The 16,666-nt window shown below is 50.3% G+C and carries 17 protein-coding genes; 2 read left to right on the top strand and 15 right to left on the bottom strand.

Features of this window, described 5'->3' with window-relative positions:
• Positions 1 to 164: 164 nt before the first annotated feature.
• The 3 genes from speD to BM299_RS12240 form a co-directional block, all read right to left on the bottom strand.
• Complete coding sequence (speD, locus tag BM299_RS12250) at positions 165 to 545, bottom strand: adenosylmethionine decarboxylase (RefSeq protein WP_092484640.1); 381 nt, start codon at positions 543 to 545, stop codon at positions 165 to 167.
• A 271-nt stretch (positions 546 to 816) separates the two neighbouring features.
• Positions 817 to 3,087, bottom strand: coding sequence for a hypothetical protein (locus BM299_RS12245; RefSeq protein ID WP_092484637.1), 2,271 nt, complete (start codon positions 3,085 to 3,087; stop codon positions 817 to 819).
• Between the two features lie 155 nt (positions 3,088 to 3,242).
• Positions 3,243 to 3,431 (bottom strand): ferredoxin, encoded by a 189-nt coding sequence (locus BM299_RS12240; protein ID WP_092484634.1) that lies wholly within the window; start codon positions 3,429 to 3,431, stop codon positions 3,243 to 3,245.
• Positions 3,432 to 3,610: 179 nt separating this feature from the next.
• On the opposite strand from BM299_RS12240, the gene BM299_RS12235 reads away from it, so the two are divergent.
• The gene (locus BM299_RS12235) at positions 3,611 to 4,129 is read left to right on the top strand and encodes a hypothetical protein (RefSeq protein ID WP_092484631.1); all 519 of its coding nucleotides are present in this window, start codon (positions 3,611 to 3,613) and stop codon (positions 4,127 to 4,129) included.
• Positions 4,130 to 4,228: 99 nt separating this feature from the next.
• On the opposite strand, the gene BM299_RS12230 is transcribed toward BM299_RS12235, so the two are convergent.
• The 6 genes from BM299_RS12230 to BM299_RS12200 all read right to left on the bottom strand — a co-directional run bounded on the left by BM299_RS12230 (position 4,229) and on the right by BM299_RS12200 (position 10,063).
• The gene (locus BM299_RS12230; protein ID WP_092484628.1) at positions 4,229 to 5,482 is read right to left on the bottom strand and encodes a diaminopimelate decarboxylase family protein; all 1,254 of its coding nucleotides are present in this window, start codon (positions 5,480 to 5,482) and stop codon (positions 4,229 to 4,231) included.
• Positions 5,483 to 5,726: 244 nt separating this feature from the next.
• Positions 5,727 to 6,521, bottom strand: coding sequence for an ABC transporter ATP-binding protein (locus BM299_RS12225; protein ID WP_092484625.1), 795 nt, complete (start codon positions 6,519 to 6,521; stop codon positions 5,727 to 5,729).
• The gene (locus tag BM299_RS12220; protein ID WP_092484622.1) at positions 6,518 to 7,501 is read right to left on the bottom strand and encodes an ABC transporter permease; all 984 of its coding nucleotides are present in this window, start codon (positions 7,499 to 7,501) and stop codon (positions 6,518 to 6,520) included. The genes BM299_RS12225 and BM299_RS12220 overlap by 4 nt, the downstream gene beginning before the upstream one ends.
• 36 nt (positions 7,502 to 7,537) lie before the next feature.
• Positions 7,538 to 8,557: an ABC transporter substrate-binding protein gene (locus tag BM299_RS12215; protein ID WP_165608302.1), complete on the bottom strand. Its 1,020-nt coding sequence runs from the start codon at positions 8,555 to 8,557 to the stop codon at positions 7,538 to 7,540.
• A gap of 700 nt (positions 8,558 to 9,257) precedes the next feature.
• Positions 9,258 to 9,593 carry a sulfite exporter TauE/SafE family protein gene (locus tag BM299_RS12205; protein ID WP_092484614.1) on the bottom strand — a complete coding sequence of 112 codons (336 nt, stop codon included), beginning with the start codon at positions 9,591 to 9,593 and terminating at the stop codon, positions 9,258 to 9,260.
• Between the two features lie 125 nt (positions 9,594 to 9,718).
• A complete protein-coding gene (locus tag BM299_RS12200; RefSeq protein WP_092484611.1) occupies positions 9,719 to 10,063 on the bottom strand; it encodes a hypothetical protein in 345 nt (114 codons plus the stop codon).
• A gap of 257 nt (positions 10,064 to 10,320) precedes the next feature.
• On the opposite strand from BM299_RS12200, the gene BM299_RS12195 reads away from it, so the two are divergent.
• Positions 10,321 to 11,010, top strand: coding sequence for a 4Fe-4S binding protein (locus BM299_RS12195; RefSeq protein ID WP_092484608.1), 690 nt, complete (start codon positions 10,321 to 10,323; stop codon positions 11,008 to 11,010).
• Here the strand turns inward: BM299_RS12195 and BM299_RS12190 are convergent.
• The 6 genes from BM299_RS12190 to BM299_RS12165 form a co-directional block, all read right to left on the bottom strand.
• Positions 11,007 to 11,552 carry an alanine racemase gene (locus BM299_RS12190; protein ID WP_092484605.1) on the bottom strand — a complete coding sequence of 182 codons (546 nt, stop codon included), beginning with the start codon at positions 11,550 to 11,552 and terminating at the stop codon, positions 11,007 to 11,009. The two genes, BM299_RS12195 and BM299_RS12190, sit on opposite strands and share 4 nt — an antisense overlap.
• Before the next feature lie 184 nt (positions 11,553 to 11,736).
• Entirely contained in the window at positions 11,737 to 13,287 is a 1,551-nt protein-coding gene (locus tag BM299_RS12185; RefSeq protein WP_092484602.1) for an NAD(P)H-hydrate dehydratase, read from the bottom strand.
• 1 nt (position 13,288) lies between these two features.
• On the bottom strand, positions 13,289 to 13,657 hold the full coding sequence (gene acpS / locus BM299_RS12180; RefSeq protein WP_281246378.1) for a holo-ACP synthase: 369 nt from the start codon (positions 13,655 to 13,657) through the stop codon (positions 13,289 to 13,291).
• Positions 13,658 to 13,781: 124 nt separating this feature from the next.
• Positions 13,782 to 14,129: a hypothetical protein gene (locus BM299_RS12175; protein ID WP_245779762.1), complete on the bottom strand. Its 348-nt coding sequence runs from the start codon at positions 14,127 to 14,129 to the stop codon at positions 13,782 to 13,784.
• 98 nt (positions 14,130 to 14,227) lie between these two features.
• Positions 14,228 to 15,001 (bottom strand): LytR/AlgR family response regulator transcription factor, encoded by a 774-nt coding sequence (locus BM299_RS12170; protein ID WP_092484593.1) that lies wholly within the window; start codon positions 14,999 to 15,001, stop codon positions 14,228 to 14,230.
• Positions 14,991 to 16,313, bottom strand: coding sequence for a histidine kinase (locus BM299_RS12165; protein WP_092484590.1), 1,323 nt, complete (start codon positions 16,311 to 16,313; stop codon positions 14,991 to 14,993). Before BM299_RS12165 ends, BM299_RS12170 begins: the two co-directional genes overlap by 11 nt.
• Between the last annotated feature and the right edge of the window lie 353 nt (positions 16,314 to 16,666).

Raw genomic sequence — 16,666 nt, 5'->3', positions numbered from 1 at the left:
AGACCTCCTTTTACCCTTAAACACTAATATATTCGGTACGGCCATCAAATTTCCTCCCGCAAGTGTTTATTTGCCTGAAAAAAGCAATGACCTTGCTGTTTGTTATAACCAAACGGCAAGGTCATGCTAATCCTCACTTAAGTAGGTACTAATAAAAATCCCTCCTAAAGATTTACGGCTTCCTGCGGTAAGATATCCGGCAGAATTCCCCGTTTTGTCTCTTTAGCGGTGAGATGCTTGGCACCGAATTTTTCGGTCAGGTAATTACAGGCATCCCAGGGATCCACCTTTTCACCACAGGTAAATACATCAACTGCGGCGTAACCCAATTCGGGCCAGGTATGGATAGCCAAATGAGACTCTGAAATGACAACCACTCCGCTTACTCCCTGTGGGCTGAACTTATGAAACACAAACTCGCGAACTTCGGCTCCTGCTTCAAGGGCTGCATCAACCATGATTTTTTCCACTTTGCCGATGTCATTCAGTACATCAAATTCACACCCGTAGATTTCAGCTAAAACATGGCGGCCCAAAGGTTTCATTCTAATTATCTTCCCCCTTTAACATTATGTTGTATTATCGGTACCTGGCAAAATAATGCCGCCGACCAATCAAACTCAATTTTAGCATAAAATCATGTATTGTCAACAAATTTTTATGATTAGTTGATGATTTCAATAGGTTAGTGCTATTTTTCAATATGATACCCACGTTTTACTCCTTATTTCTTATTGATATGTTGTGAGTTAATTGCTGGTAAATGTGGGTGCGTTTATTACGGCATTCCCGGGTTGAATTCAGGGTCCGTTGACATTATCTTTCGTGTCCCAGCCGCTGGGCGCGTATCACCAGGTAAAGTAAGGGAGGCGCTCCGAAGATCATGGCGGTGGCGGCGGCCACAATGCCGGAATCGTTAAATATCAGGGCCAGCACACTGGCTGTCACCACACCGATGAACCCCTTGTACATGTAAGTGTACTGGCAGCTGATTTGCTGCATCACGCCCACCGGTCTGTAAAAAAGGATCGCCAAACTGGCCAGGCTGGCCAGGAATATACGACTCCAGATGGTGTACTTGATAAGTTTGATATTCATACTCAATTTGCGGGCTATAATATTAAAAATTTCAGCGGGGCCGCCCTGTAAAATCAAGTTTACCGTACGACCGATATGTGATTGGCTCTCCAGCGGCCGTAGCATATCGTAAGTTAAAATTGTCAGCAGGAAAAACAGCACGGTTGCCGCTGTTTTTAATAAGGTTTTTAAATTAAGCCGCACGCCCCATAACAGCAAAAAAGTTACCATGAATGAGCCCGCTCCCGCTATTGACCCGCCGACATTGGTGCCCAGTTGGGGAGCGGCGATGATATATAAAGTTGTAATGTAATAAATACCCACCGGCCACAGTATTTTTTTTGTTTTGCCGGACAGGCGGGTTAACAGGGCAGTGGTGCCGATAATGGTGGACCCGAGCAGCACACCCATATATTCGTTGCCGATTCCGTAATACCGGGCCCCCACAATTGGGTCATAACCCAAAAGTGAATTTTTCTGCAGGGGCGCCCCCAACAGCAAATCCACCACTATGCACAGCGAAGTGAACAGGCTGATTAAAATAAAGGGATCCAGTTCGTTCCGACTTTGTTTCAACCACAGATGCAGGGCTGCCACTATGCCGGCGGTGATTGCGACCAGTTCGATAACCAGGCTGGTCAGCGAAGCATGCGGCAGCAAAGGAAGCAGCAGCAGCGATACGGGTACGGACATTACTGCAAGCAACAGTGGCTTTAACACCAGCATTAAATAATTGCGCCCGGGCGCCAAAATAGCTGCCAGGGATAAAATCACCAGAATCAATTGAATCAATACATAGTTACGCAATACCGGCGGGCGGGCCTGGTAAATTAACTCCAGTTCTTCGTATAAAGCGGACAGCCTGTCAACCGGGTTATCCACCGCTATTAATTGTATGGGGCGTCCATACATTAAAGGTGGCATGGCAACGGAATAATAGTTAAGGATGCTGGGCGCCAGATCGGTATTTTTGATAATTCCCGGCCGTCTGGTGGTTGGTGAGGTTAAAATACCGGTAGCGACACCGTTGCCGGAGATCAACACAGGTGTAAGGTAATTGGTACTAGGTAAATAATCACCACGCGGGGTGGGCGAGACAACCACCAGCAAATCATGTTTGTCCATGCGTAACAGCAGGCCGTCAATAAAAGCGGCTATCCGTTTGATGGACTCTTCTCTTTGGGCCTGCAGGACGTTTGCTTCCAGGTGAGCCCCTAATCGCTCCAGTCTTTCCAGGTCGCCCAGTTCAACTACCGTCAATCCGGAATTGTTATTGGCGGTTAGCGTTAAATCCAGCAGTCGGGCGTAATCGGTGCGGATACCTCCGGGGAATGCGTTATCCTGTAAAACCGCACCTTTGCCAACGTCCCCTTCGGGTATAATTCCGGTCCGGTTCATGGCCAGACCTACCGCGTGCCTGTGCCGGCTGTCTTTGGTATCAGCATTGCCCAGCACTTGCACTCCGAAGCCGTTGTTTTGCAACAACGTACCCAGGTAACCGGGGACGGCTGAATAACGATTATTCTGATTTAAATGTTTCAGACGGGCGATATCCAGCTGCAGCACGGCATTTTCCGGCGCGGAAAGCCCGGTGCGCTGCCGATAGACATCCTGCGCCGGCATCCCGTTGATTGATTCTCCGGCATTGACTCCCCACGCGCCGCTGCCCGTAGCGTTAATGGGCGCGCCGGCTCCAATGGACGCAAAGTTACTGTCGGGGTTATTACTCCCTTCCACGCTGCTGCTCATCAGCCCGACGGCGCCGTTATTTATTATTCTGTTAAACAGTTCTTCGTTATTAAATATGTCAGGCAGGGTCAACCTGTTCACGGTAATGACATAAACATTACCCGGTTCGGCGGCATGGTTGATGCTTTTCGGTTCCGGCAGGCCCAGGCCGTAAACGGGCGGAATCTTTTCCTGGCCCATGGCGTTTCCCGGCAAAAGGAAGCTAAAAAATAAATGCAAAACTAGAAAAACAACTATAAATCCGATGCGCGGTTTTTTCATCGTTAATAGCCCTTTCCAGCAGTTTTCCCTCGGTCATTAATATTCTTTTTCCATTGAGGTAAACCTTTTTCTTAATAATACATAATCACCAAAAATAAGACACGGCGAACCATGTAAAGTTCAGCCGTGCCCTGTTAAGCGTATTGGTTTCCGGTTCAGTTGACAGTTATGGCATCGGTGGGACAATTTTCGGCCGCTTCTGATGCCTGGTCTTCCAGTTCAGGTGGTATCTCATCCACGACGGAATGAGCCTTTTCATCGTCGTTCCATTCAAAAACATCAGGGCACACGTCAATACATGTGCCGCAACTGATACAAAGGTCCTGATCTACTTCTGCATGCAATTTTATGCACCTCCAGGCGAAATACTTGCTAAAGCATTAATAGTGTTACAATTTTATAAAAATATTATTCCCAAATTTTACGATTGGAAAAAAAATTATACAGATATTTATCGGTAGATTGCGGAAAGGTATTTGACAATGAATGTGCAATGAAAAATAATGATATGGGGGTGGCAAAAATGGCTCGAAATAATGCTGACCGTGGGAAGCGCAGGTGGTTTTTGTTTTTAATTTTCGCACCGGGAATTTTTTTTATCCTTTACTGGTTTGCAATTCAATCCGGAGACAACGCCCGGATGCAAAAAGTCAAACCGCCGGCAGAGTACGTGCCGCTGGGGCGGGAGGTGGTTGCCGGCGGGGAATCCTTCAAGATTTTCGGTGGTGATATAATATTTTCGGATACGGTTGACATAACCAATAACAATAAAGCTGTGGCGGAACCGGGAAAGGTGTTTATGGGGGTGGCCCTGCAGAGCACCGCAGCGGCGGGCGGGCAACACATGCGGGTTATAGATCCACAGGGGCGTTCCTTCGCTCCCTTGGGGGTGGATAGCACCATTGTTGCCCGCAATTTCGGGATTGCCGGCAGTGCTACCGGTGTTTACATATTTAAAGTTGATTCCGGTTCCGATTGTTATTTTATTCAGGTGAATAACAACCCGCGGTTGACCTGGCGCATTGTCAACAGCTACAAATGACCGGGGAACCTGTCGGGAGTCTTATGATGGATGGTAAAAAAATGGGGAAAAGGCGGACGCTACAACCCATAGCTTCCGCCCTTTCGGAATTAGAAAGGTTTACAGTTTAGAAAAGTCCAACGTGGCAAAATAATCATCTATTGTTTCCGCCCGCCGAATCATTTCCACGGTTCCGTCGGGTTTGAGCAACAATTCGGCGGAACGCAGCTTTCCGTTATAGTTGAATCCCATGGCATGACCGTGCGCCCCGGTATCGTGTATTACCAATATGTCGCCTATTTCGATTTCAGGCAGTTTTCGGTCAATGGCAAACTTATCGTTGTTTTCACATAACGAACCGGTCACGTCGTAAATATGATCGTGTGGCCAATCTTCTTTGCCGACCACGGTAATGTGGTGGTACGCACCGTAGATACCCGGGCGCATCAAGTTGGCCATGCAGGCGTCCAGCCCTACGTAGTTTTTGTAGATCTCTTTTTTGTGCAGTACTGTGGCAACCAGGTATCCATACGGGCCCGTAATCATCCGACCGCTTTCCATGGCCAGTTTCAACGGGTGCAATCCGTTGGGGGTAATCTTTTTTTCGTAAGCATCCTTTATGCCCTGGCTTACATAATGCAAATCTACAGGTTCTTCATGCGGCAGGTAGGGTATGCCGATACCGCCGCCCAAATTTACAAATTCAACGCGGATATTTAGCTTCTGATATATTTCCACTGCTAAGTCAAACATCATGTTAGCCGTTTCTATAAAGTAAGTGGGGTCCAACTCATTGGAAATAACCATGGTATGTAGGCCAAAGCGCCCAACGCCTTTGTTCCGCATGATTTCACAAGCTTGAAAAATCTGTTCTCGGGTCAGTCCGTATTTGGCTTCCTCCGGTTTACCGATGATGGCATTGCCGCCTTTGCGTAATGGCCCGGGGTTATAGCGAAAAGAAATCACTTCCGGTATCCCCGCATGCTTTTCCAGGTAATCAATATGGCTGATATCATCGAGGTTGATAATAGCCCCCAGTTCCCTGGCCACCTGGTATTCCTCCGCCGGGGTATCGTTTGAAGAAAACATGATGTCTTCACCGCGTATTCCCGCTTTATCCGCCAGAATCAATTCCGGCAAAGAGCTGCAGTCAGCGCCAAACCCCTCTTCTTTCAGGATTTTCATTATATATGGATTGGGGGTGGCTTTTACCGCAAAATATTCCTTGAATCCCGGCGCCCAGTCAAACGACTGGACTAAATTACGGGCGTTTTTTCGGATTGCCGCCTCATCGTAAATGTGAAACGGGGTGGGGTACTGTTCGATTATCTGCATCAGTTGTTCTTTTGTAAACGGTAATACTTTTTCAGGCATGGATCATATACTCCTCTCTAAAACTCAAGCCATCTCCAAAATCCAAATAACCATTCGACATAAATAGCTTGATTCCTCCAGGTTATCCGGAATAAATGAATCTTAATCTATAAATCAATTGCGTTAAGCAAATGCGCGCAAGGATAAATCATCTGTTATATTGTATCCATTGTCATTTTGGATAAATGAATTATAGGTACTACAAAAAAGCCACTCGTGTTAAACGAATGACTGCAAGGTTTTATTACGCCAGCAAGGCCCGGTCATTATCAAATACCGTACCGCTGCACGAGGCAAACTTGGCGATCAGTTCAGCCACCGTCAGCCTGTTCTTCTCATCAGATCCGATATCCAGGATTATCCGACCCCTATGCATCATAATCAACCGGTTGCCGAAACGCAGCGCCTGTTCCATGTTGTGAGTGATCATTAAGGTGGTTAATTGATGCCTGTTTACTATACGCTCGGTTATATCCATGACCAGGCTTGCCGCTTTGGGGTCGAGGGCGGCGGTATGCTCGTCGAGCAGCAGCAGCCGGGGTCGGGTCATGGTGGCCATTACCAGGGCCAGCGCCTGCCGCTGGCCGCCGGAAAGGGTGCCCACCGGCACCCGCAGCCGGTCCTCCAGGCCCAACCCGGTATCCCGCAGGGCTTGCCGGAATCGTTCCAGGCGCGGGCGGGTGACTGCCCTGGCCAAAGCGCGCCGTTGCCCACGCAGACAGGCTATAGCCAGGTTTTCTTCAATGGTCAGTTCGGCGGCGGTGCTGGCCATGGGATCCTGGTCGATGCGTCCGATGTCGCCGGCCCGCCTGTGTTCGGGGAGGTTGGTCACGTCTTGCCCATCTATTTCGATGCATCCGGAGTCCACCGGTATTACCCCCGCCACAGCCTTTAACAGGGTTGATTTTCCGGCGCCGTTACTGCCGATGATGGTGATAAAATCGCCAGGGTTTACCTGAAGGTTTATATTATCCAGCGCTTTTATTTCGTTTGGTGTATTGACAAAAAAGTATTTATTAATACCGGTCAAGTTAATCAATTGTCTACCTCCCGACCGTGGTTCCTTGCGCCGGCGGTTTTTCCGGCAGCGCCCGGTGAAAAAATGGCCTGCCGGCAGAACAACCGGGCTTTTTTCGGCAGCCCTTTCGCCATACGATTGCCAATTTCCATGTTGGGCAGGGTCAAAACCAGCAGTACCAGCAGGGCGGTCATAAGTTTGAAGTCTTCGGCGGGCAACCCCAGCCGCAGACCAAGGGCCAACAGCCCCCGGTAAACTATAGAGCCCAAAATCGCCCCGGTCAGCAGGCGGCCCACCCGGTTGCCGCCGAAAATAGTTTCCCCCAGTATGGCCGAGGCTATGGCCGCCACCAGTACTCCGATGCCCATGCCCACATCGGCGAAGCCCTGGGCCTGGCAGGCCAGGGCACCGGAAAGGCCTACCAAAAAGTTGGCTATTATCAGGGTCAGCAGCTTGGTGTTGTCGGTGTTCACACCCAGTGCCCTGATCATACGCTCGTTGCTCCCCGTGGCTCGTACGGCCAGCCCCAGGTCCGTGTTCAAAAACCAGCCCAGCACCACCCGTACGGCCAGGGTCAATACCAGCAGCGTAAAAATGACGCTAAGGTGCGTTTCACCCAGCCCGAACCAGCCCAGCACCTGTCCGTAAACATTTTCATAAGCCAGTAGTGGCGTATTGGGACGGCCCATGGTGCGCAACATTACCGTGTATATGGCGCTGGCAGTCAAGATGCCGGCCAGGATGTTATTGACCTTCAGCCTGGTATGCATCAGGCCGGTGGCCGCTCCCGCGGCACCCCCGGCCAGCGCCCCCAGCAGGACCGCCAGCAGCGGGTCAACGCCTTCAACCACCGCTCGCGCGGTGACCGCGGCCCCCAGGGGGAAAGTACCCTCCACCGTCAGATCGGGAAACCCGAGAAGCCGGAAGGTCAGCAGCACTCCCAGCGCCATAAAGGCAAATATCAGCCCCTGCTGCAGAGAATTAATAATTACGCTGTCCATAGGCCGCTCCTTCTTTCTAAATAAGAAAATAAGTGGTTATTCTACAACTTCATCCGCCCGGTCCAGCACGGTTTGCGGAATTTCAAGGCCAATTTTTTGTGCCGCTGATTTATTAACCATTAAACTGCGCTTGCGAATTTCCTCAGGCATTATATCTCCCGCTTTCTCGCCCCTTAAGACCCTGGCCAACATAGTGGCGCCCTGACGCCCGCAATCGTATTCATCGTTGCCGATGGTGGCTATGGCCCCCCGTTTTACTGATTCGGTATCGCCTGTAAACAGCGGAATATTGTTGTCCTGCAAGACTTTCAGCAGCGCCTCCAGGGCGGAGATCACGGTGTTATCCTGGGGCACGAATACGGCATCCACCCGGCCCACCAGTGACTGCGCGGCTGCCTGCACCTCGTTACTGCTATTTACGGGTGCTTCCACCACTTCCCAACCCTTGCCCTTTACGTATTCTTTCGCGCGGTTGGTGTTGCTTACCGAGTTTGGTTCACCGGGGTTATAGATAAGCCCCAATTTATGCATGCCGGAAACCATTTCTTCAATAAGGTCCATCTGCTGCTCCACCGGGTCAGCGCTGTAAACGCCGGTGATGTTGGTGCCGGTGGGCTGGTCCGTGGTTTTAATCAGTCCAGATCCCACCGCGTCGGAAACCGCAATAAACACCATGGGTATATCGCTGCCCTTGGTAGCCATGGCTGCGGCCTGGGAACTGGGCGTGGTGATGGCGAGAATGGCGTCCACTTTGTCGGCGACAAATTTATCGGCAATTGTTTTGGCCAGGTTGGGGTCGCCGTGGGAGTTTTGAATATCAAACTGGATGTTCTCTCCCTCAAAAAAACCTTCTTTTTTCATTTGGTCCAGAAAACCCTGCCGGTCCAAGTTCAGCGCCGGGTGCTCCAGGAACTGGGTAACGCCGACGCGGTAAACTTTGGTATCGCTTTCACCTTGCTGCGCCTGCTCGCTTCCATTGCACCCGGAGGCGGCAAAAACTATAAACAGCACGGCTGTCAGGATCAGTAAATTTCTCTTCATTAAATGTTTAATCATAATCATTCTCCCCCGTAATTAATAGATTAAACAATTTTTAAAAACAATTGGGCTGTTGTTCCGCAAGGTAAATTCAGGCGAAATTAGCGCCGCTTTAGGAAACGTGGTTTAACGATTGTCCTTAAAGAGGTTGTTCGAAAAGTCCGCGCGAGATCCACGTCTAATTTCACTTTAGAACTAAATCCTTGCCTAAAATAGGTCGTCAGTGGTCAGTGGTCGGTAGTCGGTATTAAAGGGTAATGCAAAGGGTTAAATTGACCCCAAAGGAATACCCGAGAAAACCGACTACCGACGACCAAATGGCAAGGGCTAAGGACTAAACTATGGAAAGGCGCACGCTAAGGGAACTGATTATAGCGTGCCTTACCAGCTGCGTTGGCTCGGCTTTTCCGGTGCTCACGTATTATATATACGCTCCGCTCCTCAAAGCCTTCACCGCCTTGAAATTCTCGTGTCTATCGTGCTCCTTTTCGAACATACACTTAAAGTGGAATGTTTTTAGTAACCGGGGCACCTCCTTTGGCAGTGCGAGGAGGAAATATAAAAGCCGGCACTCAAATGAGCACCGGCTGCTTCTGCCTTTCCGGCTCATCTATGCTCTCCTCGAACTAGCTAATCTCATCTCTGCTCGACTGCCGAGCTTATTTAATATTTTATTTACAACAGATTATAACATTGGACTGCAACACTTGTAAACCACTTATCCCTTTGCAAGAAACATGCGTATTGCCAAAAAAACCAGAATCAGGGCAAATATTTTGTTGAATACAGCTTCGGGGACGTGTTCCACCAGTCGGGAACCGATCTGGGCGCCAATGATGCCTCCGATCCCCAACAGCACGCCCAATCGGTAATCTACATTGGCCAGTTTATTATGTGCCAGCAGCGCGGATATGGAAATGATAAAAATAGTTAAAAATGAAGTGCCCACTGACTTGGCGGCGGAGTAGCCCATGAACAGCAGCAGGGGCACCACTAAAAAGCCGCCTCCCAGCCCGGTAAAACTGGCCAGGGTGCCCACCAGCACTCCGAGCATTAATAAACCTACGGAAGAAATGCCCACCACCCCTTTTGTATTGCGGTTATATATTATATGAACATTCCCTGGCTAAGACACAAAAATACCGCGGCGTGACCGCGGTTGGCACGATGGTATGCAAATTATGCGCCCAGTTCCTTGATTTCGTTGTCATAAACATAATACTTGGTATCGCAGTTAAAGCAATTGTAGTAACCAATTTGTTTCAATACCTTGTCGGAATGGCCGCATGCCGGACAGGTAAAATGCCCCACCTCGTAAAGGGAGCCGCACGCCAGCATCAAAAAGCCGGCCACTCCGGCCAGTGAACCTCCTATGGCAGCGGCCAGACCCCAGGTGGCGCCGGCCACAACCGCCGTAAGCCAGGCGGAAAAACCAACGATAAGGACTACGACTGTAAAAGCCAGAACCCGTATCCAGGACAAGGCTGCCTCCTGGTAACTGTTTTTAACCCGCGGGCTTGCCATATATACCCCCCCTCCTCTGATGAAAAATATATGCCAGACTGCTTTAATATATATACTTCTGCAGCCATTTAATTAATCCTTTAACTATTTTGTTCCCATGATCAATTTTTATTATAGCTGTCTTTTGCCGGCGTGAGCAATAGCTATTAAGACTGTGTTTTATTAAGTAAAATCTTTTTAAAAGCTATTGACTGATTTTCATATATTAATATAATATAATATATAAATAATTAAATATAGTGACAGGAGGAATTATAATGAAAAACAACCGGGTTTTGTTGCGCAGAGTAAACCGGCAGGCCTTTACCTGGGTGGGGCTTCCTTTGGTGGCAATTGGTGGGTGGTTTTACCCCATGCTGGGATTCTTACTATTCGGGTGCATGCTGGGTGCTGTCGGTCTCTCCTTTTTCAGGGGGCGCAATTGGTGTGATTGGATGTGTCCCCGGGGTGCTTTCCTGGATCTGGCACTGGGGCCAATCAGCCGCAAAATAACCATTCCTAAATTTTTCAGACATGAAGCAGTGCGGGCCTTTATGGTGTTGTTGATTTTTACCGTTATCGGTGTTCAGTTTTACCTGAACTGGGGCAACCTGTCCGCTATGGGACTGGCCCTGGTGCGGGTACTTACCGTGACCACGGTGGTGGGTATTTTGTTGGGGTGGGGTATTCACCCCCGTACCTGGTGCCATATTTGCCCCATGGGTACTGTAGCGCACTGGATTGCCCGGGGCAAAAAGCCGCTGACAGCCGGCAGCAATTGCGTATCCTGCGGGCTTTGCGCCAGAGCTTGCCCCATGCAGCTTGCGCCCAATGAGTTTGGTAAAGACGGTTCCAGGGATCACAGCGACTGTTTAAGATGTTCTTCGTGCGTGTACAGCTGCCCCAAGAAGGCTTTATCCTTTGGCGATGGGAGTTCAGACATTAAAGAATGCCGGCATGCCGCTTAAACGTGTTGTCTGCCCCCTTGATAATAAATACGGGGTACACGGGAACTGACCATGCACAATACTTCATAGGCAATGGTGCCGATTTTGCCAGCAATTTCATCTGCGGATACCCTGGCTTTAAGGGTCATGGCGGGCAGCAGGGACACGCGATAGGTATTTACTTCGTTTGAAGGGTAGATGCCGTACATGGCGATTCCGGCCCGGACCATGTTCAAATGGGTTTCCGGCAGGTCTATCAGGGCGGCGCTGTTGGCAGCATGCTTCCAATTTAATTCTAAGCCTTCCCTGTCGAGGGCCTCCAGCAGCCCGGTAAATTTCACCAATTGCTCCTTGGTATACCGTTTGTCCCGGCAATCTGCGGCGGCAAAATGGGTAAAAATGCCCTCCACTTCCAGGTGGGGCAGGGCGGCGACGGCGGCAATTTCCCTGACGGCGTCCCGGTTGCACGGAAAACCAAGCCGGCCCATGCCGGTATCGACTTTTATGTGCACAATTGCTTTTTTGCCGTACCGGGCTGTGGTAGCGGACAGTTCCCCGGCCATGGCGAAACTATAAAACCGTCTGGGCCGGGCCGTTGGCTAGTAGGGCCGGGTATTCCTCCGGCGGGGTTTGATTTCGCGGGGCACACCAATAATCAAAGTTTATACCCCCTTGTCTTTAAAATACTCGTAATCTGTTTTTTTAATAAGCATATGGCTTTAGGCTGGTAAACTTCTCGCTTACCGGTTACAATTCAAATTTTTTTAGCACATCGGGTAACTGTTCCAAAAGGTCTGAGGCCAGCAAGCCGGCCATGCCCCGCTCTGTGGCGGCGGCATCGCCGGCCAGGCCGTGTAGGTAGGCACCCGCTGCGGCGGCATGCAGGGGTGTCATACCCTGGGCAATCAGGCCGCCGATTAGCCCGGCCAAAACATCGCCTGTTCCACCGCTGGCCATGCCCGGGTTGCCCGTCCCATTTATGAACAAGGTGCCGTCCGGGCCGGCCACCACCGTACCCGCTCCCTTGAGCACCAGTATGCATTGCCAATCCGCCGCCTTCCCGGCGGCTGTTTCCAGACGGGCGTCTTGGATTTGTCGGGTGTTGTTCCCGGTTAGCCGGGACATTTCCCCCGGGTGGGGTGTAAGCACCAGCGGCGCTTTTACTAATTTGAATAGTTCGGTTTTGCCCACCATGACGTTGAGTCCGTCGGCGTCCAGCACACAGGGAGTATTTATTTTTAATAGCAACTCCTTAACCAGCGCGGCTGTATCATTATTTGCGCCCAGGCCCGGGCCCAGTACCAGTATATCGGACGACCGGGCACGTTTTTGTATTTCATCCAGGGCGGAGCAGCTAAATGTACCCCTTTCGTTTTCCGGCAGCGGGAAAGTCATTACTTCGGTCAACTTGGCCTCGGCTATGTCATGTATGCCCGCGGGAACCCCCAGGGTGACAAGGCCGGCTCCGGACCGGGCCGCTGCCTGGGCAGCCAGCACCGCTGCTCCGGACATACCCCGGGAACCGGCAATCACCAGCACCCGTCCGAAGTTACCCTTATGTGCCCCGCCGCGGCGGCGGGGCCACCAGTCACGTACCAGCCGGTCGGTTATGTAAAACCGTTGGCTTTCTGCCCCGGCGGTTACAGCGCTTGGTATGGAGATATCTACTATGTGCAGTTGGCCGACGAACTCCCGTGCGTCCGGCAGCACCAGCCCCAGTTTGGGCAGGGCAAAAGTAATTGTATGGGCGGCATATATACACGGCCCGTATACCCGGCCGGTATCGGCTTCCAAACCGGACGGTATATCCACCGCCACCACGGCTTTTCCGCAGCCGTTGACGGCCTCGATCACGGGCACCATGTGCTCCCGTATGGCTCCCTTGAATCCCGTTCCGTACAGGGCGTCCACCACCAAATCGGCGTTCATCAGGGCCAACCGCAATAGATTGAGGTTGTTGTTTTTAGTCAGTGAGTAAACTTTTTGCCCCATGCGTTGCCAGATATTAAGATTTATCTGGGCGTCGCCTTTGATCTGCTCTTGCTCCGCGGCCAGGAATACCTGCACTTCCGAGCCACGGTTATGCAGGTGTCGTGCCACCACGAAACCGTCCCCGCCGTTATTGCCCTTGCCGGCAACAACTACTACTTTTTTGCCGTTCAGGTCGTTCAGCAACCCGCTAATTACTTCCACGACCCGTAATCCGGCATTTTCCATCAGGATCATACCGGGAATTCCGTAATCTTCGATGGCCTTCCGGTCCATAGCACCCATTTCCCCGGCGGTCACCAGCCGCATGTTAACTCACCTCCCCGCCCAGTGCTGTGGCAAAGGCTACTGCCCGGCCACGGTCATGGGCGATTGATAATAATACGTTGGCGACTCCCCTGGCCCGGGCTATCTGCCGGGTTGCCCCGGTCAGGGCTATCTGCACCGGCCGGTCGCCGCCTCCGCGGACCTCCACTTCTTGCCAGGCGGTAACTCCGGTTTGCAAAGCCTTAAATACCGCTTCCTTGGCGGCAAACCGGGCCGCCAGGCAGGGCCAGGGGTCGCGGCGGTGCATGCAGAAAGCAATTTCCTCCGGCGTGAACACTCGTTTTAGGAAGTGCTCTCCATGATTTTGTGCCAGCTTTTTAATACGGTCAATTTCAATTATATCTGTACCGATGGCTATTACCCCAATTGAATTACCACTCTTTCTGTGGGATATATTTAATACTGTTCAAGTAAATTCCACGCTCGAAACAAAAAACCTGCCGGGCAGGTTTTCAGATTACCGTAATTTGCATTGTTCATTGATCAAAAGGATTATTAAATTCCCCCCGCAGCTTGAAATTCACCCACTCGGGAAAGGACACGCCTGAACTGGCGAAAAAATCACTTTCCTGGGCCGCCTGTTCTTCCTTGATTTTTAAGAAATCCCGTACCGCCTTGCGTACGGAATTGAACAGGTCCTGGTCCACAATACCTTCTTCTGTCAACAATATGCGCAGGGCCAGGTTTTCTTCCTCCAGGGACTTTAACCGGCTGAACAGTTCTATAAACATTAGTCTGACTATGTCCTCGTCAATTGTGCGGTCAACATTACCCAGTAGGGACCAAATTTTTTTATCACTGAGCATTTCCCATACTGCCTGCATTATTATCCCACCAATGCTAGTTTTTTATATTTTTAACTTGCGCTGGTGGATATATGCATAATCAACAAAGAAAGCCCTGTCCACATAAGAAGGGGCTCTTAAAAACCGAGAATTTTTCTTAGTTTTTTAGCCTGGGCCCGGCTGACCGGCACTTCGCTTTGCTCTTTATCCTCCACTACCAGGTTATATGTTCCGTTAAAGAAAGGCACGATCTCCTTAACTTTATGCAGGTTAACCAGGTAACAGCGGTGGGTGCGGAAAAACATTTGGGGATTGAGCCGGGCGGTCAGATCTTTTAATGTAAAGCGAGTCAAAAGTTTATCATTGAATGTCTTGATATAAATATAATCTTGCTCGGTAAAAGCGTAAAAAATGTCTGATTCTGCAACCAGCACCGTTTTCCCCTGTTTTTCAGCCGGAATGCGGTCTATTTTAATCTGTGCGGCATCCGGCTTACCCTTGCCTGTTTCCGGCGTTTCTTTTTCCGAAGCACCGGCAGCCACTTCCTGATATGCTTTAATTACTTTATCAATTGCTTTTTTTAAACGCCCGGGCTCCACCGGTTTTAATAGGTAATCCACCGCGTTGACTTCAAAGGCCTGCAGGGCATATTCGTCATAGGCGGTAATGAATATGACATGGGGCGGCTTGGGCAGTTCCTGTATTGCCGCGCCCAGTTCCAGCCCCGTCATGCCGGGCATGGAAACGTCCAGAAACAGCACCTGGTAATCCAGTGCTTTGATTAAAGCCAGGGCTTCCTGGGCGTTGGCCGCTTCGCCCACAATCTCAATATTGTCAAAGTTATTCAACAGGTAACGTAGTTCTTGACGGGCAGGGTACTCATCATCAACAATTAGCGCTTTAAGCTTCACCGGCTGCCCCCTCCTTCTCCGAAGTAATTTCTTTCTTCATCAATGGTATTCTTACATATATGGATGTACCCTCATTGGGTACGCTGACGATGCGCAGTCCGTATTCTTTACCGAACAACCCTTTCAATCTTTCGTGCACGTTACTCAGGCCGACCCCGTTGCCCGAACCAAAGCCCGGTGTCAACACCTTGGATTGCAGCGCAGGGTCTATTCCCACACCGTCGTCCCTGATGACCAGCAACATTTCGTTTTCATGTCGGCTTACCGTAATTTGTACGGTTCCCTGCCCCGGCTTGGGTAAAATACCGTGCTTGATGGCGTTTTCCACCAGTGGTTGAATGGTCAGCACCGGCACCTTGTATTCCAGCAGTTCCTCGTCAATTTCCCGCACGACGCGCAATTTGTCTCTGAACCTGGCCCTTTCCAGCACCAGGTAGGTGTTCAGATACTCTATCTCTTCTTTTAGTGTATTGAAATGTCCGTGCCGTTTCAAGGCGTGGCGGAAAAAAGAAGCCAATCTGATTAAAAGGCGCCTGGCGGTTTCCGGGTTGGTCCGGCTGAACATTATAATGGTATTCAGAGTATTGAATAAAAAATGTGGGTTTATTTGGGCCTGCAGGGCATCCAGTTCGGCTTTGGTAACCAGTTGGGCCTGCCGGTCCACTTCGGCCAGTTCCATTTGCATCCCCAGAAGCTGGGCTACTCCTACGGCCAGTTTAACCACCGAGTGGGGCATGGCGCCCTGCTGCGTTTGGTATAGTTTGACCGTGCCCACTATTTCGCCCCTGCACTGTAGCGGTACGATAACCGCCGACTGCAGCGGGCAATTGGGCACCGGGCAGTCCAGCCCATATCCGTCACGCACTACTTTTATTTCACCGGTCTGGATGACTTCTTTGGTTGCGACGGTCATTATGGGGCCACCGGCCTTGTGATGGTCAGAGCCGGCGCCGATATAGGCCAGCACCCTCTCCCGGTCTGTAATGGCCACCGCAGCCACGTCCGCACTCCGGCGGATGATCTGGGCTGTTTTTTGTGCGGTTTCTTCGTTGAGTCCCTGGCGCAAAATGGGCAGCGTTTGGTTGGCTATGTGTAGCGTTGGGTCCAATGGTTCATCATAACCGGTGTTATCATGGCCGGTGCGGGTCAACTTATAAATGGAAAAAAGGGTTGACGTTAAACCGGAAAGGGTGAGTAAGCCCGCCGCCGACCACAGATGGGGCTGCCAGAAATAAATTATACCCAGGGATGCCGCATATGCCGCAACCCAACAGAGCAGTACCTGGTGCGCGGGGTTTTGCTTTCCGGACATGTGGCCCCACCTCACTTTTGCTTAAAAAAAGTTAAAATATTCTAAAAATTAGTTTTTCATAAATACTATTCGACAGAATAAAGACTATTCCTGCAGTAACAAAATAAAAAACGTGGATTTATCTGGCAATAAAATAAATGACAGCTTACCGTTTGCGTACAGCAAACGGTAAGCTGTCAACAGCATATATTTAACTTGAATATATTTGACTGATATAAATAATTAAACCTGCTTTTCTGTCCAAATGGTTTTTAGAACCTAACTCAACTTTCGCAGTAACAAGCAGCCAGTCGTTCCTTGAAAAACGAGGGTAAATTGCTGATCAAGTAGTCGATCAGCTTGCGGATCTCCGC

It is taken from the genome of Desulfoscipio geothermicus DSM 3669, from assembly GCF_900115975.1.
Classification (GTDB): Bacteria; Bacillota; Desulfotomaculia; order Desulfotomaculales; family Desulfallaceae; genus Desulfoscipio; species Desulfoscipio geothermicus.
Note: the sequence above shows the minus strand (reverse complement) of the source record. Positions and strands in the feature narration are given on the sequence as shown.